Here is a 23,897-nt window from a genome sequence, read left to right as displayed (position 1 = left end):
AAATCACAGCATCTAAACAAAAAAGAATGAGGTATTACATCATACCGGGGCCACCGCCACCGGGGAATCCACCGCCACCGGGCCTGTCGCCACCACGGGGTCTTTCCCGGGGACCATCTTCAGGACCGTGCCTATCAAATCCACCACGTCTGGATGGAGCTTTACCGCCCAGAGTATTAAACCTGTAAACGAAATGAACCATAAAGTAACTGCCTAAAGTGTTGTATTCAGTGTCTTGTATCATGGTTCCATCAATTGTACGTGTCAGACTACTTTGTTGATGCAGGATATCATATATTTTAAAACGGAGCGTAGCACGGTTATTTCTAAGGAAAGTTTTGGAAAGCTGCGCATTCCAGATTGTTATTTCCTTTTTATATCCATCTGAGTATCCGCTTCTGATATTGCAATTCACATCCGACGAAAGGTACACATTCCATGGAAGATTTATGTTTGTATTCCCTCCGAAAGTATAATCAAACGTTTCTCGATTGCTATCTTTTTGTTTGTTGTTCTTTACAAGTGAATATCTGATACCCGCGTTAAGACTCAGGTCGAATAGATCGCAACGAAAATTACCCGTCATACGCTGCCCCAGATTCAAATTTTGAGTGGTACTCTTCTGTGGTTCAGTGTATACAGAGTCTCTTTTGGCAAGACTAGTAAAACTTACTATATTGCTAAATGATGCATTCGAGGTGGTACTAATGGTAAACTTTCTATTTTTCAAGGGAGAACTGAACGTTAAAAACCCCTGAGTATTCCAGTTACCATTTACATTTTCAAGATATGTCTTTGTAATACCTGTTGATTCTTCATAACTCATTCGGCTGGCCACACTGTTTATGGTATTATTGAAAAATAGATTTGCCGTTATGCTTCGCTGACTTTCTTGCATAAAATTATTGAAGAAAAGCATGAACCGGTTGGAATAAGAGGGTTTTAAGTTTGGGTTACCCAGTCTTATATTAAGCGTATCTGTCTTATCAATTATCGGTTGGAGGTTTTCGATGCTAGGTGACGTGCTTCTTCCCCTATACATAAACCGGAGTTGCTTCTGTTTTGAGAAACGATAATGAAAATCTATGGTTGGAGAGAAATTAACCACATTTTGACTCAGTGGATTATCCTTCTTGTTTGGTCCAATTGCAGTTTTACTCTTTGAAGACTGAGGCTCCAGACTGATTCCTATATTATACATGTATTTAGGGCGAATCGTTCTTAATGAAACCTCAAACTGATTTGTTGCATACCGATTACTCACTACATTACTTTGCGACTCATCATATATATCAGAATAGCGGTTAGTAAGAGTGTCGAGGTTATAAGTATATTTATTTAATGCAGAATATCTGTTCTGATAGCTGTATCTGAACTGCAGAAAGCGATTGGTGAAGATTGGTTCAATATAGATAGCCTGTAACCGGTAATTGAATCCATTACCTGTATTATCTATGTATCTGTCTTGAAGAATTTTTTTATTGGATAAATACAGGAGCGTATTTGAGTAAGAATATTGGTCTGTTTCATTGTTGTTATAGCCATATTCCGCACGCAAAGTAATGCTGCGTCCTTTACTGTTCAGCTTTCTGTTGACCTGCAGGCTTCCACTCAGTGATAAATAGTCTGAATTGCTGTTTGACTTGGACTGTGTTTTGTTAACAAGTTCATGATTTCTATTAGATTTTGTGGAGTACCCATTAGCAAAATTATCAGTATTCGAATAGGTTACATTGGGACGAAACATAATATTTGTCATGGAATCAGGTTTCCATTCCAAACGAAAATTGGCATCCAAGTCATTCCTAAATCGTCTGGTTGAATTATTATTGTTAGAATAATTAATCGATGTAGTATCTTTATCAAGCACCCTTGTCTCTGATGAACTTTTCATCACAGCATCTCTGTCCGAACGTCCGTATTTCACATTACCGCCAAGGTCCAGTTTATTGGTGCTTTTGGCAAAGTTCAGGCCTATAGACTTAGAAGCATTAACCCCTGCACCAGCATTTCCTCCCATGCCCTGCCCGGCATCTCCGAACTCGGAAAATCCCTGGTTATTGGTATTATTAGCAGTACCGATTACAGTAATCTGAGCATTATCGGTAAACTGGCTTGCCATTACTCCGGTTTCATATCGTTTCTGATCACCCATACCAGTGATTAGATTCCCGATCCATCCCCTTTTCATTCCTTTCTTCACTGTCAGGTCAAGTACCGGTTCCTCATCTCCGTCGTCAATACCAGTAACCCTTGCCAGGTCCGATTTCTTATCGTACGCTTTCACATTCTCCACCATGTTTGCTGGCAAATTTTTCATTGCCACCTTTGGGTCATCACTGAAGAACTCTTTACCGTCTACCATGATTTTCTTGACCTCTTTTCCATTGATGGTTACCTTTCCTTCCGTACTAACTTCAGCACCAGGCAGTTTCTTCACCAGTTCTTCCAGCATCGCACCTTCCTGAACACGATAAGCTGAAGCATTGTAAACTACAGTATCCTGCACGACTGTTACTGGAGGAGCTTCTGCCGTTACCACAGCACCTTTCAACATTACCGCATCCGCTTTCATCTGGAGTTCTCCTAAAGCAACGGAAGGTTTAGACGATGTCAATTGAAGTGATTTTATTATTGAGGTATAACCAATAAATGAGATCTTTAATGCATAATGTCCTTTTTTAAGAGATGCGATTGAAAATGAACCGTCTTTTTTACTGGATACTCCGGTAACAAAAGTACTGTCCGGCAATGATAGCACTCGAACAGCAGCCTGTTCTACGGGAATTTTTGTACTTTCATCGACTATCTTTCCAGTCACAGAAGCTCTATTAGTTTGTGCTTCAAGCGATAATACGCAGAAAAAGCAGGATATAAGTAATGTAAACTTGTGTTTCATGTGTATATTTTAAAATAAGAGATCACTTGTCTTTATTATGACAACAAAAGTAATTAAAGGTTTAATCAAAAGTAAAGAGATTACGCGGTAAATAAAAAAAAGGTTTTGCATTTCAACGTTTTTAGTGTAAGTTTGCAGACCATAAAAAGAAAAAAGAACCAACTTAACTTCCCCGGATATGAATAAACAAGAGGTAATCCTTTGCGAAAAGCTAGCAGAAGATCTGCTCAATGCAATGAACAGCAAACCATTTGACAAGCTTTTTGTGCTGACCGATAAGCATACTGCTGTTCTTTGCCTGCCTGCCATACAGGATTTGCTACAGAAACATGATGCAATTTCGATTACGATCCCTGCCGGAGATATTAATAAGAATCTGGATACTCTGGCATATGTCTGGACACAATTGAGCCAGCAAGGGGCTACCCGTCATTCACTACTGATAAATCTAGGAGGAGGAATGACAACCGACCTGGGCGGATTTGCTGCAGCATCCTTCAAAAGAGGAATCAGATACATAAACATACCAACCACCCTTCTGGCAATGGTCGACGCATCGGTTGGAGGAAAAACCGGTATCAACTTCAACGGACTGAAGAATGAAATCGGTGCTTTTGCTCCTGCCAGCAGTGTATTGATTGAAACTGAATTCCTGAAAACGCTAGATCAGGAGAACTTCTTCTCAGGTTATGCAGAAATGCTGAAGCATGGTTTGATAAGCAATGCCGACCATTGGGCAGAACTACTGAACTTTTCTTCCGACCCAATTGACTATCAGTTGCTAAAGGTGCTTGTGGGCAAATCGGTGAAAATAAAAGAAGATATTGTGGAGCAGGACCCGTTTGAAAAAGGAATCCGCAAAGCTCTGAATCTTGGGCACACAGTGGGACATGCTTTTGAAAGTATGTCGTTTGAAGAAAACCGTCCAGTTCTTCATGGATATGCAGTAGCTTGGGGAATTGTTTGCGAACTATACTTATCTTCCATAAAAACAGGATTTCCAACCGACAAACTGAGACAAACCGTTCAGTTTATTAAGGAGAACTATGGCTGTTTCGGCATTGACTGCAACTGCTACGAAAAGCTGTTTGACTATATGCTACACGATAAAAAAAATACGGCAGGAGTCATTAACTTCACCCTGCTCAAAGAGGTGGGCGAGATATGTATCAATCAATCAGCCACAAAAGACGAAATCTTTGAGATGTTCGACTTTTATCGCGAATGCATGGGGCTTTAACAGCCTTTCGGCTTCAAGTTTTTAAATAAAAATTCAGCTAATTATTTGGGGTATTTAAAAGTTTATGTAACTTTGCATCCGCAATTCGGGGTGTAGCTCAGCCCGGTTAGAGTACGCGTCTGGGGGGCGTGTGGTCGGAAGTTCGAATCTTCTCACCCCGACTAACCGAAAATAAGGCACTTGCAAGTTTATTCTTGCAGGTGCTTTTTCTTTTTTAATGAAAGCACGGGGAACTATGCCATATTTTTGTATCTATAGGGGGCGAGATTAAATCCCCCGTGGCTAATTATCAACCAACTAACTTTAAAAATAAAATAGTAAGACAGAAAACAAGGCGGAGTTTTTCTTGCTCAACCTCAAAACGAGAGTTAAAATATGTTTCACCTCTGATTATAAACATATTATAGCTCGATAATTTTTAGCTATTTTTTATGAGAAATAATTATAATACACATACTCTGCTGTAATAACAGTGATAAAACTGGGTATATAAATTAAATACGGACTTACATACAACGCAAATAACTCATATCAAACAATTTAGAACTAAAACGATTGAGTGTAAAATATAATGTATCCGAATAAATATATGTAACACGAAATCAGGGGCAAATTCATCGATTTATTGACAGATTACTCCTTTCCCCTTGCATGCATGAAAAGAAAACGGTGGCTTGACTTGTTGAAAGGGGGATAACATTGCTAAAGGCGGTCGATGCAGTTCTATAATATAGGGGTAACTTAGAAAATAAGATGAATCTCGCCTATTGGTTCCGGTATTACCCCTAGAAACCGTAAACTCGATCTCTGAAAAAGCTTAAATTTAATGGGTTATAAAAATAAAAACATAAGGTAAGATTGGGCAATACATACCGAGAGATTGGGATAATCATAGTGACAGATTGAAAAAACATGGCGAGAGCACGAGCAAAACATGGTGACAGATTTAAAATTCAAGGCGGAAGATTTTCAGGGTGCGCAATTAGTTCCGCTCACAGACGCGATTGTATTATATAACTCAAGAAACAATCAGTGTCAATCCATCATTAACCCATCTGGCTATTTAGATAAAAAAGATGTACTAGAATTCAAGCCCCATTTTAAAGTTGAAGTAATAATGCCGCTTATAGACTGTGTTACCAATAGATAAAGTTACAGCATTTATAAAATTTTTAAGGCCAGTTACGCTTTTGACTCCGATTGACGGACTGTAGTAAAATCCTTCCCCCCTTTTACCGTTGCTTATTTTTAAGCTATAACCTGATTTTAAATCAAAAAAGGGGATGTACTTAAAATTCTTCAGTAAGTTTAGTCGTATATTTCCAAATACCGGAATATATACAGATTGTTTTAATTCATCTTCAGAAAAATCTGGGTATAATGGTCCTATAGTAATTCCGGTTCCTCCTCCTAAATAGACGTATGAATTAAATTGGTACCCAACTGTTCCAAGATATCCTAACCAAGAATCACGAGAACTATTTGCAGTAGTCAATTCTATTTCTCCAATCATTTTTATTCCTTCAATCTTATCACGTTTTGCAGTGTATTTAATGGGCTTTCCAGTCGTATTTTTTTTAGCGTTAGATTCATGAATTACAGTATCCTTATTAAGTGAATCGACAATACATAATTTGCTTTGTGCATATATGGTTTGACTGAGCATTAAAGTCAGCATTAGTAAATATAGATTTAGTCTCATTATCACACTTTATTTAATACATATTATTAAATTCACATATATAAATATTTATTATATAATACAATTACGACTTCAAACATAAGGAAATAATCATAAATAACAGTCAACTTTCTGATTATATTTTTCATTTATTTTAATCCCTTCCCACTATGGCAAGAATAAGCAGCAATGAACATCTTTGTTCTTTATTTATTAAAAAAAATAATGTGTACACCCAAGTGCTGATAGTTTTGCACCAGAATGTACACATTGCTTAAAAACGGATACTAAGAATGTCCGGACTTGATTCTTAAAAATGAATAGTTCAATGATTATTCACTTACCGGCTAATCACATACGTTTTTTTCTCAAGTCCCACACCAGTAATAGTCAGCTTCTTCCAATTCTCGGGCAATACGGATTTGACTTGCACAATTCCTTTATCGGTAATATTCAACCCGCCGAAACCCATCAACACACTTTGCACAACACCACCTGCACCTGTTACAAAATAAGGGTTCTTTCCTCCTTTTGTTTCGGCTATCACCCTGAAAGGTGGATTCAGGTTGGGTTCATAAGCATCCTTAAACCATTTGTACGATTCCTTACTGTTACCTAACCTGGCATTCAGCAATGAGAAGATTGCCTGTGTCATGGCAGGAGTGTCCGAATAAGGAACCTTTTTGCTATAATATTCCAAATCTTTTTTAATCTGGTCTACATCGGTTATCTCTGTCAATGGATATGCCAGGAGGTTAACATCAGCCTGTTTTATTTTTGCACCTTTGTAAGTAGCATGTTCACTGGTAACTCCATCGGGCATTTTTAGAGTCGGGATGTTTTTTGCCACCTTTTCCCAATCCGGATTTGCTTTGATGCCCAGCAATTTAGCCGTAACTGTGGCATATTGCAGATTCGCTTTTGCTACTGCATTGGTAAATGCATTGTTATCAACATTCTCGGCCCATTCATCAGCGCATACCACGTTCTTAATATCATATTTGCCCGATTCGTTTTGCCCTACACGACTTACCCAGAAATCGGCAGTGGCAGAAAGAATAGGCCATCCTTTTTCCTTCAACCAAGTCTTATCTTTGGTTACACAATAATAGTTCCAGACAGCCAATGCCACACACCCGGTAATGTGATGCTCAAACGGGCCGGTCAAGGCGAAAACAGGTGTCTCTTCCTCGCCGGTGAGTGCGCTTTCCCAGGGATACATAGCACCTTTAAACCCATGTGAAAGAGCATTGCGCTTGGCTGCATCCAAACGTTCGAAACGATAATCTATCAGAGACTTTGCTATTTCGGGTTGAAGAACCAAGTAAACCGGAAACATCCAGACATCGAAATCCCAGAACACATGCCCGTTGTACCCCAATCCTGATAAGCCCATAGGCGAAGGAGCAAACGAACTGCCTTCACGGGCGAACGAGTAGAGATGATACAGCATACTGTGAATATCTTGTTGCGACTGCTCATCTCCTTCTATCTGAATGTCGCTTTTCCAGAGATTAGCCCAAGCCTTTTCATGCCCCTGAATCAACCTGTCGCGACCTTCCAGCCGAGCAAAAATAGTGAGACGCTCTGCTTCGTTAAGCGGATCTTTGGTAAAAGCAGAGGAGATTGAGGAACCTACAATGCAGAAAGAAAACGTCTCACCGGCTTTTATGCTTCTGCTGAATTTCATCAGATGCACATCTCCATCATAGATAAGCTGCGGTTTCTGAGTATCGTTTTCTGCAAACATGATATTGGTGGAGGAGCAAAGTAACAATTTCCCTGTGGGACTCTGCGCCGTAGAAGTCAGTAATTCAATCATACCTTGTGGGCTGTTGATTTTATCATGATACTTATTCACAGATTTGAGTGCATCTGTTGTTTCTATAATATTCGCTGCATCAATGGTTAAATCTTTTTGCGCGGTTATCCTGACATCCATCAACACACAAAATGGGAGCTGACGTAGAGAATAGTATGTGTAACTTACACTAGCCCTGTCCTGATAATCAAAAACAGTTGTAAATGCCGCTTTCTGCATATCAAGTTGTTGCTTGAAATTACTCACCGACTTTGCATCGACAGCTTCTCCGTCTATCCACAATGACATATTCAGCAAGTTAAAACTATTCAGAAAATTATTTACTCGACCTTTATAGAGGTCGTAAGTTCCGGCAAGAACCACATTCTTCAGTTTAAATGGTTCGGGTGACGAGACCAAGCCAATAATTCCATTGGCCGCTGTAATTCCATAGTAGTTGGACGAATCAATCTTATCCGCCTTGATTATCCAAGGGTCTGTCTGTGCAAACAATTGCGTAACTGTTAATAACAGAAGTAGAGTCGACAAAATAATCCTTCTTTTTATTGGGAATGCAATTTTCATATTGTACTAAATTTATTGTAAACTATTTCAATACAGGCAGAATAAGCCTTGAAGCTAAATTATTCTGATGAAATACTTTTATTGTTGATTTAACAAAATCACTCTCCTTACAATGGTATATATCCACAAACTTTTGCGGATTTCTGTCCACCAATGGGAACCACGAACTCTGAACCTGAACCATCATGCGATGTCCTTTCTTAAATGTATGTGCTATATCTGCCAACTTAAACGACACAGTTGCCGGTGTATTTGGAGTAAACGCTTTAGGCCGTTCAAAACTATCCCGGAATTTCCCACGCATCACATCTCCACGAACCAGCATCTGGTAGCCATCCATCAAACTACTCTGTTTTTCTCCCGCATTCTTTGGGTCGGAAGAAAAATCATCCGGGAATACATCGATCAGCTTTACTACAAAATCGGCATCTGTGGTAGAAATGCTCACTTTCAAGTCGACAGTAATTTCCCCTCCAAGGGTTAAATCTGCAGTCAGAGGTCCTGTCTCAAATGAAATCACGTCGGGACGACGACTGGCAAACCTCTGGTCGGCTGTCATATAATCGGAACTACGGCTGCGGCTTGCCTTTTCTGAATACGGAACAGGATGCCAGGGGTCTGAAATATATTCAGTATAGGACCTCTTTTCAGTTGGCAAAGCAAACTTTAATGTTCCTTTTTCTCTTAGATAAACCGGGGTTTCAACAACCTGCTTGCAGGGCCATTCAGTGAATTTCCTCCATTGATTCTCTCCGGAAAAGAAAACCAGAACTCTGTTTTGGGTATCCACATTTCCTTTTTCTTTAAGGTAATAATTAAAAAACGGGAACTCGGCTTCGTTCTGATAAAACTCTGCAAGGCCTTTGCCAAAAACAATATTACCTACAGAATTGGCCTCTTTTGACTTCCACTGCCCATGAGACCAAGGTCCCATTATTATAGAAAGATTCGTTTGAGGGCTCTGCTTCTTTATTGCTTTATATAACCCCCAGGTGCCATAACAATCTTCGGCATCGAACAGTCCGCCCACTACGAAAACGGCTGGTTTCAGGTTATAGCAATATCTGCGGCAATCACGTTCCTTCCACCAGGAATCATAATTGGGATGTGCCATTACATCATTCCAGAACTTTATACTGTCTCCCAGCAGACTTGTTATTTGCTTTAAAGAACCCGATTTTAGAAAAAATGAATAATCATCATTCAAATAATAAGGTTTAGCCTGTGATTGGGTTGTTGTCAATGCTAAACGAGGACGATCTACAGAAGAAAGAAACCCGAATGAATCTTCGAGCATAAAAGCTCCGTTATGGTGAATGTCATCGCCCATAAACCAATCGATAGCCGGTGCTTGCGCACAAATGGCACAAATGGCGGGGTGATTACTCAATGCGGCCATTACAGAATAGAATCCGAGATAAGAGGAACCTGTTACTCCAACCCTACCGTTGTTGTCGGTGTTTTTTAAAAGCCACTCGACTGTATCATACGAATCGCTCGCTTCATCTATATCCTTCGCAGTTTTCTTATTTGGATTGAACGGACGGATATTCACGAACTTGCCTTCGCTCATCCAACGCCCTCTTACATCTTGAATAACGAAGATATATCCTTCTTTTGAATAATTTCGCCATATATTCCAAAGATCTGAACTCATTTCATTACCATAAGAGCCTACCCTGTAGGGGGTTCTGGTAAAAAGAATCGGATGCTTCTCTGATTTTGAAACAGGTTCATAAATTGCCGTGTAAAGCCTGGCCCCGTCTCTCATTGGAATCATGACTTCTTTCTTGGTATAATTCTTACCAATCCAATCCGAATCGATTACTTGAGCATGACTAGTTATTAAGCAAGAGAAAAAAAAGAATAGAAATAAAAGCTGTTTCATTGTTGATAAACTTAAGTTTAACTTTTTATATAATTTAGCTTTCGATGTAAATCGAGATAACTATAAGCCTGAAAATAGAGAGAAATATATACAATCAGAATGAATATGCACAAATTTACATTTTTATAATAAAAGGACAACAAAAAATCTTCAGAACATTCAATACCCCTATAATTCAGACCAAGGAATTATCTGCTTTAAGTGCTCTTAAACAGAAAATTAATACAAAAAAATTATCGCGATCTTTTTCGACTCTAATCATCCTTTTTATATGATAACCAAGGATTTTTTATTGTTTCTTTTTGTGCATATCATTAAAGCAGAATTATTACCAAATCAAGAACTTTATATTTCGCCAGTTGTTTTATCTAAAATATAAGAAACAGGAATAGAGACCCTTTTTAAGTACTCTTTACAAAAACATGTTTGTTACTTGTTTCATATAAAACGATACAAATGTTTTAAAATTAAAATCATGAAATTTACGCCACAGAAATATTCCATTGTTGATGAACGGATGAAACCATTTATCGATCCTTTAGAAATATGTGATTATCTCAAGAAAACTCAGTCATCAAAGGAGAGAGTACGTGATATAATAGCCAAATCACTCTCAAAGCAAAGATTGAATCTGGAAGAGGTGGCTTGTCTGATAAACGCAAACACGCCTGAATTGATTGAAGAGATTAAAGAAGGCGCCAAAACGCTTAAACGTTCAATTTACGGGAACAGAATAGTTCTGTTCGCGCCACTGTACATTGGCAATAAATGTACCAACGACTGCCAGTATTGCGGTTTCAGAATTTCGAATAAAAATGCCATCCGGAGAACCCTTTCGGATGAAGAAATAATAAAAGAAATTGAATCGCTGGAAGATGAAGGACAAAAAAGACTGATTCTTGTCTATGGTGAGCACGCTGAATATAGTCCGGAATTCATTGCTCATACCGTGAGAATCGCTTATAGCGTAAAAAAAGGAAAGGGAGAAATCAGAAGGGTGAACATCAATGCGGCCCCTCTCGAAATTGAAGGATTCAGGGAAGTCAAATCATCCGGAATTGGCACTTATCAGATCTTTCAGGAGACCTATCATCCAGAGGCTTATAAAATTTATCATCTGAAAGGCAGAAAAGCAGATTACGGTTACCGGCTTACGGCATTGGACAGAGCACAGGAAGCGGGTATTGATGATGTAGGGATCGGAGCTCTTTTCGGATTGTACGACTGGCGATTTGAAGTAATGGGATTGGTGCGACACACCAACCACTTGGAGGCTTGTTATAATGTCGGACCGCACACTATCTCTTTCCCCAGAGTCAAAGATGCATCAGGACTAAACCTAAAGACAAACTATTTCGTCAGCGATGAAGATTTCACAAAACTGATTGCAATTTTAAGACTTGCCGTGCCATATACAGGAATGATTCTCACGGCTAGAGAACCTGCTTCACTTAGAAACGAGATCATACAGTATGGCATTTCACAAATTGATGGCGGCACAAGTATAGAGATTGGAAGCTATGCTGAGAAATCGGGCACAGAAAAGAATCTGAATAGAGGGCAGTTCCGTATCAACGACGACAGACCGTTGAATGAAATTATTGACGAATTGCTGGAGCAGGGTATGATTCCATCATTCTGTACCGCCTGTTACAGGATAGGCAGAACGGGTGAACATTTCATGGAATTTTCGGTTCCTGGATTCATCAAACGATACTGTACGCCAAACGCAATTCTTACTCTTGCGGAATATCTGATTGACTATGCCCCTGAACAGACCGCTAATAATGGATGGAGGGTTATTAACAAAACGATTGAAGAAATCGAAGATGAAAAGATGAAGATTTCCATTAAAAATAAGATTGAACTTCTTAAATCGGGAAAAAGAGATTTATACTATTAATTTTTGAAAATATGGCAAGAGATCTAAAACCACACATTGGAATTTTTGGCCGGAGAAATGTTGGCAAGAGTTCTTTCATTAATGCATTAACAGGAGCTGATGTTGCCATTGTATCTGAAGTTGCAGGCACAACAACCGATCCTGTGAAAAAATCGATGGAAATACTGGGTGTCGGACCAGCGATCATTATTGATACGGCAGGTATCGATGACAGTGGTGAACTGGGAGATAAAAGAGTGGCAAAAACATTGGATGTGATCAAGCAGATTGATTGTGCAATCTTGCTTATTGCAGATAACACGTTTGATGAATCTGATGAGAAACTGGTTCAGAGTTTTGAGAAATTAGATATAGCCTATATGATTGTGTATAATAAGAGTGATGTTGATCCATTGAGAAATAGTACAATCAAAGAGATTCAAGAATACACCAACGCTCCAATTGTTGAATTCAGTGCCAAAACAAACTTCAATATTGAAGGGGTTGTTGAAACACTGAGATGCAGCATCCCTGAAACAGCCTATCAAAAACCGTCATTATTCAAAGGAATGATTCAACGCGGTGATGTGATGCTACTTATTACATCCATTGACTCGGAAGCACCCGAAGGTCGTTTAATCTTACCACAAGTAATGGCTATTCGGGATATTTTGGACAATGATGCCATCAACATTGTCGTGAAAGAAACTGAGCTTGAGATGTTCTTGAAAAACAGCGGCATTAAGCCTAAAATGGTTATCACAGACAGTCAGGCTTTCAAGATTGTCAACAAAATCGTACCATCCAATGTACCATTAACAGGGTTCAGTGTTGTTTATGCTCGCATGCGGGGCCCGTTTGAAGAATATCTTAAAGGGGTGAAAAAGATTCCGGAACTTAAGAACGGCGACCGCATATTAATCCTTGAATCGTGTACTCATCAGGTAAGCTGTGACGATATCGGTCGGTTTAAAATTCCGGGTTGGTTAAAGGAGTTCACTCAAAAGCAACTGGAATTTGATGTAGTGTCTGGCTTGGATGAAATTAAAAAGCCGATAACCGATTACGCTCTTGTAATTCAGTGCGGTAGTTGCATGATAACCCGTAAACAGGTTTTCAGCCGTCTGTCTGATGCAATTGAGGCAGGAATCCCGGTTACCAACTACGGGTTGACCATTGCCTGGATGAATGGTCTCTATGACAGGGCCATAGCACCTTTTACAAGCTAATATATGGCGGCCATCAGTGAAATATTGAACAAAAAGGAGTTCTCCAAAGATGATATTATACGTTTACTCTCGATTACCAATAAAGATGAGCACGAATTACTTATAAAAAAGGCTTATTCCGTAAAAGTGAATACAGTTGGCAGGAAAGTGCATCTGAGAGGTTTGATTGAATTTTCCAATTATTGCAGGAAGGATTGCTACTACTGCGGTATAAGGAAAGGGAATCAGAAGATCAACAGATATTCGCTCTCCGATGAGCAGGTTCTTCAGGTGGTTGAACTTGCCCGAAGGAATGGACTTACAGGAGTCGTTCTACAATCGGGAGAAACAAGTAGTCAACTTTTCACTGAAAGGGTCACGAATCTGATAGCAAAAATCAAAGAGATCACCGACCCAGGATTTCGTATTACACTTTCCCTGGGAGAACAAACTCCGGAGACTTATCGACAATGGTTCGAAGCGGGAGCCCAGAGATATTTGCTGAGGATTGAAACTTCCAGCGAAAAGCTCTACAGGAAAATTCATCCGGACAATGAGTTGCATAATTTCAAAACACGCCTGGAATGCCTGAAGAATATTCAAAATATAGGATATATGGCTGGTACAGGAGTTATGATTGGACTTCCTTTTCAAACCATAGAGAACCTTACAGACGATTTATTGTTTATAAAAGAGAGAAAGATTGATATGGTGGGAATGGGACCGTATTTGGAACATGCCGATACACCATTGTATAATTATAAGGATTTGCTGATGCCTCAAACGGAACGATTAAAATTATCAATCCGCATGATAGCAATTTTAAGGATAATGATGCCGGATATCAACATCGCATCGACCACCGCTCTGCAATCAATAGATCCTTCCGGAAGAGAACTGGGACTTCAGGCTGGTGCAAATGTGATGATGCCAAATCTGACACCACTCAAATACAGGAGCAATTATCTTCTTTATGATAATAAACCATGTATTGACCAGGTTGCAGATGATTGTCTTTATTGCTTAACAAAGAGAATCAAGATGATAGGTGAGGATATTGCTTATAATGATTATGGAGATTCTATGCATTTTATAAACAGAAAACAACCACAATAATATGGTAACCGAAGGCGAAGTATGTAATGTTCATCTGATGACAGAGGAAGAAAAATATGATCTTCTGAAAAATGTTATCAACGATTACGAAAGAAAAGAGAGTAATCTTATTCAGATTCTGCATATGGCTCAAACCATATTTGGTTTTCTTCCTACTGAAGTTCAACAGTTTATTGCTGAAGAGATGGGATTAACTGTTTCAAAAGTAAACAGTGTTTTAACATTCTACTCTTTCTTTTCTACTAAACCCAAAGGGGAATATACTATTTCCGTTTGTCTGGGAACGGCATGTTATGTTCGCGGAGGCAAGGAAGTTCTTAACAAACTGAAAGAAGAACTGGGCATTGATGTGGGACAAACTACCGAAGACAAAAAGTATTCACTCACTGTAATGCGTTGTATCGGTTCATGCGGTCTTGCACCGGCAATGACCATCAATGGCAAGGTGTATAAACAAGTTAATCCCAACAAAATAAAGCGAATATTGGGAACATTGAAATAGGATGGCAAAAATCTAATCGATAAATCTATGAAGATAAATTCACTTGCAGATCTTGATACAATAAAAAAATGATTTTTTTACTAAAGAAAAATCTTTTAAGTACACCGCACAAATTTGCTATGGAGCTGGGTGTATATCCTCTGATTGCAAAAAATTCAAAGAAGCATTTGAGCAGGCTCTGGAACATGAGCACCTTCAGTCAAAAGTAAGAATAGTACAAACGGGTTGTATGGGAGCCTGTACACTGGGTCCAACCTTAATTATCAATCCGGGCAGTATTCTTTATTGTAACCTGAACCCGGCATGTGCTTCACAGATTATCAACGAGCATATAAAGGAAGGGAAAATAGCTGAAAAATTCTGTTACAAGAACCGGGCGGGAGAAATAATACCCAATTTAAATGATATTCCTTTTTTTAAAAATCAGAAAAAGATTGTACTTCAAAAATGCGGAGTAATTGACTACGCTTCGATAGATGAATACATCGCTCACGACGGATATTTTGCATTGGCAAAAGCACTTACTATGACTCCGGAAGAGGTTGTTGATGAAATCAGAAAATCAGGATTACGGGGCCGTGGAGGCGGTGGGTTTCCTACGGGTGCCAAATGGGCTATGACTCTAAATGAAAAGAGCGATCAGAAATACCTCATCTGCAATGCCGACGAAGGAGACCCGGGGGCATTTATGGATCGAAGCCTGCTCGAGGGAGATGCGCATTCAGTGATCGAAGGGATGATGATCGGAGGATATGCCATCGGCGCATCCAAAGGGGTTGTCTATATCCGTGCCGAATATCCAATTGCTATCGAAAGACTGACAATGGCCATCAGGTCAGCTCATGAAACAAGTCTTTTAGGAGATAACATTCTTGGAAGCAACTTCAGCTTCGACATAGAAATCAGAATCGGAGCAGGAGCTTTTGTATGTGGAGAAGAGACTGCTTTGATGGAGTCTATAGAGGGAAGAAGAGGCGAGCCTCGTCAAAAGCCTCCATATCCGGTACAAAGTGGCCTGTTTGGTAAGCCAACGGTTATCAATAACGTAGAGACATTAGGTAATGTTCCTCAAATTATCCTGAAAGGATCAGAATGGTTCTCTTCTATCGGAACGGAAAAGAGCAAGGGTACAAAAGTTTTTGCTTTGGCTGGAGACATTGTTCACAAAGGATTGGTCGAAGTACCCATGGGAACTACTCTCGGCGAAATCCTCTTCGATATAGGAGGAGGAATTCCAAGAGATAAAGCGTTTAAAATAGCTCAGATTGGAGGTCCTTCAGGAGGATGTCTCACTGCTGAACATCTCAACACACCAATCGATTACGAATCGCTCACCAAACTTGGAGCCATTATGGGATCTGGTGGTTTGATCTGTGCCGATGAAGATGCATGTATGGTTGATATGGCACGATTCTTTATGGATTTTGTTCAGGATGAATCGTGCGGCAAATGCGTTCCATGCCGCATCGGAACCAGGCGGATGCTGGAAATTCTGGAAAGAATCACCATTGGAGAGGGAAAGGAAGGAGATGTGGAACTTTTGATTGAACTGGGTAATATAATCAAAGATACAGCAATCTGTGGGTTAGGTCAAACTGCCCCCAATCCGGTACTCAGCACCATCAAATACTTCAGGCAGGAATACAACGAACATATCAAAAAGAAATATTGCCATGCAGGTGTCTGCGGCGAACTTTTCCTCGCCCCATGCCAGAATGCCTGTCCGGCCAAAGTGAATGTGCCCGGTTATGTTGCTCTTATTGCCGCTGGCAGAGTTCGAGAGGCCTACGACCTTATTCGTCAGGAGAATCCGTTCCCATCTATTTGCGGTCGGGTATGTACGCATCCATGCGAAGGGAAATGCCGTCGCGCTCAGATTGACGAGGCAATCGCCATTGCCGATCTGAAACGTTATGCAGCCGATTATGTGCTTAATTCGGGTGAGCCCCTGGTCAACCTGAATTACCCCAAGAACGGAAAATCAGTGGGTATCATAGGTGCCGGGCCATCAGGTCTGACTTGTGGTTACTTCCTTGCACGACTCGGTTATTCGATTGATATTTACGAAGAAAAGAGCGTGGCAGGCGGAATTCTGGCATACGGGATACCAGAGTATCGGTTACCAAAAGGGGAACTGAAAAAAGAAATCGATTCAATCATTCAGGCAGGAATTAATGTTGTTTATAACACTAAAGTTGGGAAAGACATCATATTCAGTGATTTGAAATCAAAATACGATGCCATATATATTGCTACTGGTACTCAACTCTCAAGAAAGATTGGCATTGAAGGAGAAGAAAAAAGCGGAATATATCACGGGCTCGACTTCCTGACAGATATCAATATGAATAAAAAGGTAAAGGTAAAAGGAGTCGTGGCAGTTATTGGAGGAGGCAATACAGCGATCGATGCAGCCAGATCGGCCCTTCGGCTAGGTGCCAAAGAAGTGCACATTCTTTACAGGAGAACTATAGAAGAAATGCCTGCCGATAAAAGAGAAATTAAAGATGCGATCGAAGAAGGTGTTATTCTGCACGAGCTGGTTGCTCCAATTCGTTTTGTTGGAGATGGCAAAGTTACAGGTATTGAATGTGTCAAGATGGTTCCTGGAAAATTCGGAAAAGACGGCCGAAGAATACCGGTCGAAGTGCTTAATTCTATATTCATGATCAATATCGACATGGCCATTCCGGCTGTAAGTCAATATTCGGATTTGCCTTTTATTCCTAAAGGAGAAGTCGGTGTTACTGATTGGGGAACTTTTATAGTAGATCCGGAAACACAAATGACTACACAACCTGGCATTTTTGCAGGAGGAGATATAGCTCGTGGGTCGGATGTGGTAATTACAGCTATTGCGGACGGAAAAAATGCTGCACGATCTATTGACATCTATCTGGGTGGAACTGGAGTACTGAACATTGGCGAACCGATTAGGATTCCAATGGAAGGGATTGAAGAAGGAATTACAGTTGAGCATGAACGGTTCCAGATGCCATCTCTCGGTCTGAAAGAACGAGCAGGAGATTTCGATGAAGTAAGGCTGGGCTACCATAAACTTAACGCAACTGCCGAAGCAATGAGATGTTTACGATGTTCAAGACGTTCAATAAAAGAGAAATAAAAGACTATGATTAATCTGATCATAAACGATAAAGCGGTTCAGGTGAAAGAAGGAACCACTATTTTTGAAGCTGCCAAAAAGAACCACATCCTTATTCCTCATTTCTGTTATATGGAGAATATTCATAAAATCGGTTCATGCCGGATTTGTGTGGTCGAAGTGGAAGGTTCCAAAAACCTGATGGCTTCATGCATTACTGAAGTAGCAGAAGGAATGATTATTCACACCAATTCTGAACGGGTGCGCAATGCACGAAAAGTAATCTATGAGCTGATGCTTTCCGATCATCCAAAGAATTGCCTTACATGTTGGCGGAATCAGAATTGTGAACTGCAGGATCTGGGTAATTTAATTCAGGTAGATGAATACAGGTACGAGGGTGCCAAATCCAAAGAATATATTGACATCTCGAGCCCCTCAATCGTCCGGGATAGTTCGAAATGCGTTCTTTGCCGACGCTGTGTAACGATATGCAACCAGATTCAGGGAGTTTGTCTTATGAATCCCCACCACCGGGGTTTCTCAACTTTCATCGGACCAACAGACGATGAACTACTGGGCGAGTCCATCTGTACCAATTGCGGACAGTGTGTGCTGGTATGTCCAGTCGGAGCGCTGAAAGAAAAAGATTCAACTGAACAGGTATGGGAAGCTTTATACGATAAGTCAAAAACTGTCATTGTACAGACAGCTCCGGCAGTACGGGCTACTTTAGGTGAGTTGTTCGGTTATGCTCCGGGAACATTGGTAACCGGTCAGATGGCTTCCGCCTTACGCGAAATTGGTTTCAAGTATGTTTTCGACACCAATTTCGGAGCCGACCTCACCATCATGGAGGAAGGTTCTGAATTTCTTGAAAGATTGAAGAATAGATTTACCTCAAAGGAAAAAACCGCTGTTCTTCCAATGATTACAAGCTGCAGCCCGGGTTGGATAAAATATGTAGAGCACCAATATCCCGACCAGCTGTCACATCTTTCAACCTGCAAATCCCCCCACATGATGCTGGGGGCACTGACCAAAACTTACTTTGCTGAGAAAGTCGGCATCGACCCTGCCACCATTTTTATGGTATCTGTAATGCCTTGTACTGCCAAGAAGTTCGAGATTATCCGGCCGGAGATGTACAACAACGGGCTAGCCAATGTGGATGCAGTGATTACCACCCGCGAATTGGGACGGATGATCAAAGAGGTGGGAATTGATTTCCGCAATCTGCCTGATGGTAAATTCGACAGTCCATTGGGACACTCCTCTGGTGCAGCCGATATATTCGGTACAACCGGCGGAGTGATGGAAGCTGCACTTCGCACCGTTTATGAACTGGTTACAGGTCGTGAACTGCCAACCGAAAAGCTCCATCTGAAACCCCTCATGGGACTTAGCCGTATAAAATCAGCAGAGCTAAAGATAGAGGAGGCCTTGCCCGACTTCAGATTTCTTGAAGGAGTGACTCTGAGAGTAGCTGTTACAAGTGGCTTAATTGGGGCTGCCCAGTTAATGGAAGAAATTAAAAAAGGTACTAGTCAATATCATTTTATTGAAGTTATGGGGTGTCCCGGAGGTTGCATCAGTGGTGGAGGTCAACCACGTCCTGTCAATGATGAAATAAGGTTACGCAGACTTGAGGCAATATATAGGGAAGATGAAGGAAAAACCATTCGCAAATCGCATGAGAATGAAGATATCAAAACCATTTACCACGAATTTCTTGGGGCTCCTCTTGGACATAAATCCCACGAATTGCTTCATACTGTTTATACTCCTCGAGGTAAAAAATGAGTTTTCACTCAGGATGACTCCTACTTTTTAATGAATAAAGCTCTGATTTGAAGTTCTGTTATCCAAATATAAAATGGGAAATACCGATTTGATTCAAATTAGTATTCCCATTTTATATTTGAGATTTCAATGAATCGTTATCGGAAACTTATTTTTCATAATTTGAATATTTCGGGAAAGTCTCACCTTTATTTCAACAAAAACTTCCAGCTAAATTGCTTGCTTATTTCAAGAATTTTAACGAACATTGTATCTTATATTTCTTTGTTATATCATAAATCCACCCCTCAGGCTGGTTATTCAAATAGAAGATTTTAAAAAGAATAATTACCCTTACAATTAAAACTATGAAAAGTAGCAGACTCATATTAGCTATCTTCTTGTTCATATTCCTTCTAAGCGAGATCTCGGTTTCTGCCCAAAAGAAATACAAAGCTTACATTGTATCCAATGCCCATTTTGACACCCAGTGGTGCTGGGATGTACAAAAATCCATCAATGAATACCTACTTAACACGATGGATCAGAATTTTCTACTATTAGAAAGTTACCCTGATTATATCTTCAATTTTGAGGGAGGCATCAAATATAGCTGGATGAAAGAGTACTATCCGGAACGTTACGAACGGGTCAAAGAGTACATCCGTCAGGGACGCTGGCATGTAAGCGGCAGTTCATGGGATGCTACCGACCCTAACCTCCCCTCACCAGAGTCGTTTTTCCGGAACATTCTGTTAGGACAGGAGTTTTATCGGAAAGAGTTCGGTGTACAATCAAAAGACATATTCCTGCCCGACTGCTTCGGGTTTGGCTACACTTTGCCCACCATTGCCGCACACGCAGGTCTGATAGGCTTTTCCACCCAGAAGCTGCAATGGAGGTACAAACCGTTTTATGGCAATTCTAAGGTCCCTTTCAATATCGGCTTATGGAAAGGGGTAGACGGTTCAGTAATCATGGCGGCTTTGAATGCTCAAAACTACAACTTCAGCTGGGATCGTAAGGATCTCAGCAAAGATCAGGGAATCAGAGAACTGGCCAGGCAAGGCATCAACAACACCGCCTATCGATATTATGGAACCGGAGATATAGGCGGATCGCCCACCATCGGGTCAGTCATCTCTATTGAAAAAGGACTCAGGGGCAAAGGTGATATACAGATCATCAGTGCTACCTCCGATCAGCTCTATCAGGACTATCTTCCCTTCTACAATCACCCCGAGTTGCCGGTATTCGATGGTGAACTGCTGATGGATGTACATGCCACCGGTTGCTATACCTCACAGGCTGCTATGAAACAATTCAACCGTAAAAACGAGGAGCTGGCTGTTGCAGCAGAGAAATCGTCAGTAGCTGCCCATTATCTTACTGGTACCGTTTATCCTTCGCAAGAGATTGACGAATCCTGGAAAAGATTTATCTGGCATCAGTTTCACGACGATCTGACCGGGACAAGCATTCCAGAAGCATATCGTTTTTCCTGGAATGATGAACTCATTTCCCAGTCATGCTTTGCCGATGTTATCACCTCCTCAGTGGGCAATGTAGCCAAAGCGATGAATACCCTGACCAACGGCATCCCAATTGTGGTTTATAATTCCTTGTCCTCAAACAACAGAGGTATTGTGCGGGCCCGGATCAGCATGGCCAACCCACCCGAACAGATCCGGGTAGTAAATCCAGAAGGCAAAGAGGTTCCTGCACAACTGACCGGTTACAGTAACGAAACCGCAGAAATAGCCTTCAGTGCTGAAGTCGCCCCGACAGGCTATGCCGTATATGACATCTACTCCAGCGAAAACAACGTCCAAAGCCGGTTAAAGATTTCCGGCAACTCGCTGGAAAACCGGATTTATAAACTCACCTTGGATACAAACGGGGATATCTCGTCCCTGATCGACAAACGATACAACAAAGAGCTGGTTGCCCCGGGAAAGGCATTCCGTTTAGCTCTGTTTACCGAAAACAACTCTTTTGCCTGGCCTTCATGGGAAATTCAAAAAAGTACAATCGACGCAACACCGGTTGCTATATCGGATTCTGTATCCATCGTAATCGCTGAGAATGGACCAGCCTGCGCCTCACTATGTGTAAAGCGCAGATTCGGCGACTCTCATTTTATCCAGTACATCCGGATGACAGACGGAGCAGCTGACGATCGCATAGACATAGTCAATGAAGTAGACTGGGCAACCACCAATGCACTACTTAAAGCTGAATTCCCAATGGCTGTCTGCAATCCGCAAGCTACATACGACTTAGGGTTAGGGCAAATCAAACGGGGCAACAATAGCGAAACCGCCTATGAAGTCTATGCACAGCAGTGGGCAGACATCACTGATAACGAAGGATACGGCATCTCCATCCTGAACAACTGTAAATACGGATGGGACAAACCAGCGGACAACATTCTGCGTCTCACCCTGCTGCACGCTCCCAACGTAAAGAATAACTTTACCTATCAGGCCCAGCAGGACATGGGACATCATACATTCACCTACTCCATTGTTGGGCACAGCAATGAGCCTCAACTGGCCTCCATTCCACATAAATCCGACGAACTGAACAACCCGTTGCTGGCATTTCAGTCACCTCGCCACGAAGGTCCTTTGGGCCGAAGATACTCCTTCCTGAAAATCAGCAACCCACAAATAGCCGTGAAAGCTTTAAAGAAGGCACAAGAGGGAGAACAATATATTATCCGGCTTTACGAGACTCAAGGCAAAGAGGCAAAAGATGTGGAGATCGAATTCCCTTCCTCCATTATCGATGCAGCAGAGATGAACGGCGTTGAAAAAGAGATCGGGAAAGCAACAATAAAGGAAAACCGGCTCATCTTCTCCACCACCGCTTTCGCTCCGAAAACATTTGCTATCCGGTTAAAAAAGTGCGAGATAAACCTTCCGGCAGTACATCACACTCAGGTGCAATTGCCATACAATCACCAAGCATTTACCACAGATGCAAGTTTTAAGCAAGGTGAGTTCGACAAAGAAGGATGTTCATTTGCCGCCGAACTCCTCAGAAATGGAATCATAAGCCTGGGTATTCCCTTTAAAATTGGAAACTCGGAAGAAAACAATGTACTGAAATGCCACGGAAATATCATTGAACTTCCAAAAGATCAGAAGTACAAGAAGGTCTATATCCTGGCAACCTCAACAGAGGGAGAAGTAAAAGCCGATTTCAGGTTGGGCAACAAGGTTTTCACCCGGGAAGTACCTTACTATAGCGGATTCTACGGACAATGGGGAAAAACTGGTTTCAGCCGTTCCTACATCAGAGACCTGCCGCTCGCTTATATCGGTACCCACCGTCATAATCCGAAATGCGGCAACGAAGCTTGCGCGTTTACTTATATATACCGCATTTGTCTTGAACTGCCGGAAGGAACCACCCAGCTACAACTGCCCGACGACGACAGAGTGGCAGTATTTGCCATTACCGTATCTGATAACCCTGCAGATGATATAAAAGCGGCAACTCCGTTGATTTCAACATTAGCCGATAGCTCAATGGAATAAGACGAATCGTGCAGTACATTAGCTAACGCATTGGAGAGAAATAAAATATAAAACAGATCAACTAAAAAGCCCGGATTTAACTCCGGGCTTAGATTATGATTTGGCGATGGTGACTTCACCCGACTTAATATCGTATTTAGCCAATAATCTCGACCGATTGTACAAATGAACATATTTTGGCCCTACGATTGACGAGCTCACACTTGGCTCATCAAAAAAGACAGAACGATCTTCACACTCTTTTTTATAAGCTAGAACAGCATCAGAGATCAGCTCATCCACCTGTTTCATCTGTTTGTCAATCTCCTCTTTGGCTTTTACAGAAAGCCTTCTGGCTTCCTCTATAGTTATTTCATGTTTTTCAGCCTTCTCCATCATCTTTTTGATTACTGCAGAAACTTCTTCTCTCTCTTTTGGCTTATTAGAATCTTTCATATTCTGACTATTTTAAATGTACAAAGATGTTTTTCCTATCTCAATTCAGCACAGGATATTTTCACTATATCTGTACCTATAAAAACCATCTAATCAGCAAATTGTTCTCCCGTCTGTATTAAATAAAGTTTCCCATTAATCGTTCACAACCCGAGTCATTTTGCAAGCGAAAATCAGTTCAAGAAATAATTCTATAAACAAAAAAATCCCGCAAAAAGCGGGATCTTAAT

13 protein-coding genes, 1 tRNA gene and 1 pseudogene are annotated in these 23,897 nt (G+C 40.9%); 10 read left to right on the top strand and 5 right to left on the bottom strand.

Annotated elements, in window-relative coordinates; genetic code table 11:
• Positions 1 to 34: 34 nt before the first annotated feature.
• Complete coding sequence (locus ABWU87_RS14030; protein ID WP_353331764.1) at positions 35 to 2,899, bottom strand: outer membrane beta-barrel protein; 2,865 nt, start codon at positions 2,897 to 2,899, stop codon at positions 35 to 37.
• A gap of 178 nt (positions 2,900 to 3,077) precedes the next feature.
• Between ABWU87_RS14030 and aroB the strand changes: the two genes are divergently transcribed.
• Positions 3,078 to 4,139: a 3-dehydroquinate synthase gene (gene aroB, locus ABWU87_RS14025; RefSeq protein WP_353331762.1), complete on the top strand. Its 1,062-nt coding sequence runs from the start codon at positions 3,078 to 3,080 to the stop codon at positions 4,137 to 4,139.
• A gap of 86 nt (positions 4,140 to 4,225) precedes the next feature.
• Positions 4,226 to 4,300 (top strand) — tRNA-Pro (locus ABWU87_RS14020).
• A gap of 920 nt (positions 4,301 to 5,220) precedes the next feature.
• Here the strand turns inward: ABWU87_RS14020 and ABWU87_RS14015 are convergent.
• The 3 genes from ABWU87_RS14015 to ABWU87_RS14005 all read right to left on the bottom strand — a co-directional run bounded on the left by ABWU87_RS14015 (position 5,221) and on the right by ABWU87_RS14005 (position 10,094).
• Positions 5,221 to 5,841 (bottom strand): hypothetical protein, encoded by a 621-nt coding sequence (locus tag ABWU87_RS14015; protein WP_353331760.1) that lies wholly within the window; start codon positions 5,839 to 5,841, stop codon positions 5,221 to 5,223.
• Between the two features lie 319 nt (positions 5,842 to 6,160).
• Positions 6,161 to 8,206: a glycoside hydrolase family 65 protein gene (locus ABWU87_RS14010; protein WP_353331758.1), complete on the bottom strand. Its 2,046-nt coding sequence runs from the start codon at positions 8,204 to 8,206 to the stop codon at positions 6,161 to 6,163.
• A 22-nt stretch (positions 8,207 to 8,228) separates the two neighbouring features.
• Complete coding sequence (locus tag ABWU87_RS14005; protein WP_353331756.1) at positions 8,229 to 10,094, bottom strand: CocE/NonD family hydrolase; 1,866 nt, start codon at positions 10,092 to 10,094, stop codon at positions 8,229 to 8,231.
• 475 nt (positions 10,095 to 10,569) lie between these two features.
• On the opposite strand from ABWU87_RS14005, the gene hydG reads away from it, so the two are divergent.
• The 8 genes and pseudogenes from hydG (at position 10,570) to ABWU87_RS13965 (ending at position 23,232) form a co-directional block, all read left to right on the top strand.
• On the top strand, positions 10,570 to 11,997 hold the full coding sequence (hydG, locus tag ABWU87_RS14000; protein ID WP_353331754.1) for a [FeFe] hydrogenase H-cluster radical SAM maturase HydG: 1,428 nt from the start codon (positions 10,570 to 10,572) through the stop codon (positions 11,995 to 11,997).
• An 11-nt stretch (positions 11,998 to 12,008) separates the two neighbouring features.
• Positions 12,009 to 13,205 (top strand): [FeFe] hydrogenase H-cluster maturation GTPase HydF, encoded by a 1,197-nt coding sequence (gene hydF, locus ABWU87_RS13995; protein ID WP_353331752.1) that lies wholly within the window; start codon positions 12,009 to 12,011, stop codon positions 13,203 to 13,205.
• A 3-nt stretch (positions 13,206 to 13,208) separates the two neighbouring features.
• A complete protein-coding gene (gene hydE / locus ABWU87_RS13990; RefSeq protein WP_353331750.1) occupies positions 13,209 to 14,300 on the top strand; it encodes a [FeFe] hydrogenase H-cluster radical SAM maturase HydE in 1,092 nt (363 codons plus the stop codon).
• A gap of 1 nt (position 14,301) precedes the next feature.
• Complete coding sequence (locus ABWU87_RS13985; protein WP_353331748.1) at positions 14,302 to 14,802, top strand: NAD(P)H-dependent oxidoreductase subunit E; 501 nt, start codon at positions 14,302 to 14,304, stop codon at positions 14,800 to 14,802.
• A gap of 85 nt (positions 14,803 to 14,887) precedes the next feature.
• Positions 14,888 to 15,118 (top strand): annotated as a pseudogene (locus ABWU87_RS13980) ((2Fe-2S) ferredoxin domain-containing protein); the annotation flags it as partial.
• Positions 15,119 to 15,328: 210 nt separating this feature from the next.
• Complete coding sequence (locus tag ABWU87_RS13975; RefSeq protein ID WP_353334480.1) at positions 15,329 to 17,926, top strand: NADH-ubiquinone oxidoreductase-F iron-sulfur binding region domain-containing protein; 2,598 nt, start codon at positions 15,329 to 15,331, stop codon at positions 17,924 to 17,926.
• A gap of 6 nt (positions 17,927 to 17,932) precedes the next feature.
• Positions 17,933 to 19,708 carry an NADH-dependent [FeFe] hydrogenase, group A6 gene (locus ABWU87_RS13970; RefSeq protein ID WP_353331746.1) on the top strand — a complete coding sequence of 592 codons (1,776 nt, stop codon included), beginning with the start codon at positions 17,933 to 17,935 and terminating at the stop codon, positions 19,706 to 19,708.
• Positions 19,709 to 20,055: 347 nt separating this feature from the next.
• Positions 20,056 to 23,232, top strand: a complete 3,177-nt coding sequence (locus ABWU87_RS13965) for an alpha-mannosidase (RefSeq protein WP_353331744.1) — start codon at positions 20,056 to 20,058, stop codon at positions 23,230 to 23,232.
• A 93-nt stretch (positions 23,233 to 23,325) separates the two neighbouring features.
• Here ABWU87_RS13965 and ABWU87_RS13960 read toward each other — a convergent pair whose 3' ends face one another.
• Complete coding sequence (locus ABWU87_RS13960; protein WP_353331742.1) at positions 23,326 to 23,667, bottom strand: hypothetical protein; 342 nt, start codon at positions 23,665 to 23,667, stop codon at positions 23,326 to 23,328.
• Between the last annotated feature and the right edge of the window lie 230 nt (positions 23,668 to 23,897).

Origin of the sequence: Bacteroides sedimenti (assembly GCF_040365225.1) — a bacterium.
Taxonomy (GTDB): Bacteria; Bacteroidota; Bacteroidia; order Bacteroidales; family Bacteroidaceae; genus Bacteroides; species Bacteroides sedimenti.
This window is presented reverse-complemented; position numbering and strand designations above follow the sequence as displayed.

Bases quoted from the DNA above. Each gene is read 5' to 3' on its own strand.
- ABWU87_RS14030 (WP_353331764.1), bottom strand. From the start codon at position 2,899: ATGAAACACAAGTTTACATTACTTATATCCTGCTTTTTCTGCGTATTA.
- aroB (WP_353331762.1), top strand. From the start codon at position 3,078: ATGAATAAACAAGAGGTAATCCTTTGCGAAAAGCTAGCAGAAGATCTG.
- ABWU87_RS14015 (WP_353331760.1), bottom strand. From the start codon at position 5,841: ATGAGACTAAATCTATATTTACTAATGCTGACTTTAATGCTCAGTCAA.
- ABWU87_RS14010 (WP_353331758.1), bottom strand. From the start codon at position 8,206: ATGAAAATTGCATTCCCAATAAAAAGAAGGATTATTTTGTCGACTCTA.
- ABWU87_RS14005 (WP_353331756.1), bottom strand. From the start codon at position 10,094: ATGAAACAGCTTTTATTTCTATTCTTTTTTTTCTCTTGCTTAATAACT.
- hydG (WP_353331754.1), top strand. From the start codon at position 10,570: ATGAAATTTACGCCACAGAAATATTCCATTGTTGATGAACGGATGAAA.
- hydF (WP_353331752.1), top strand. From the start codon at position 12,009: ATGGCAAGAGATCTAAAACCACACATTGGAATTTTTGGCCGGAGAAAT.
- hydE (WP_353331750.1), top strand. From the start codon at position 13,209: ATGGCGGCCATCAGTGAAATATTGAACAAAAAGGAGTTCTCCAAAGAT.
- ABWU87_RS13985 (WP_353331748.1), top strand. From the start codon at position 14,302: ATGGTAACCGAAGGCGAAGTATGTAATGTTCATCTGATGACAGAGGAA.
- ABWU87_RS13975 (WP_353334480.1), top strand. From the start codon at position 15,329: ATGACTCCGGAAGAGGTTGTTGATGAAATCAGAAAATCAGGATTACGG.
- ABWU87_RS13970 (WP_353331746.1), top strand. From the start codon at position 17,933: ATGATTAATCTGATCATAAACGATAAAGCGGTTCAGGTGAAAGAAGGA.
- ABWU87_RS13965 (WP_353331744.1), top strand. From the start codon at position 20,056: ATGAAAAGTAGCAGACTCATATTAGCTATCTTCTTGTTCATATTCCTT.
- ABWU87_RS13960 (WP_353331742.1), bottom strand. From the start codon at position 23,667: ATGAAAGATTCTAATAAGCCAAAAGAGAGAGAAGAAGTTTCTGCAGTA.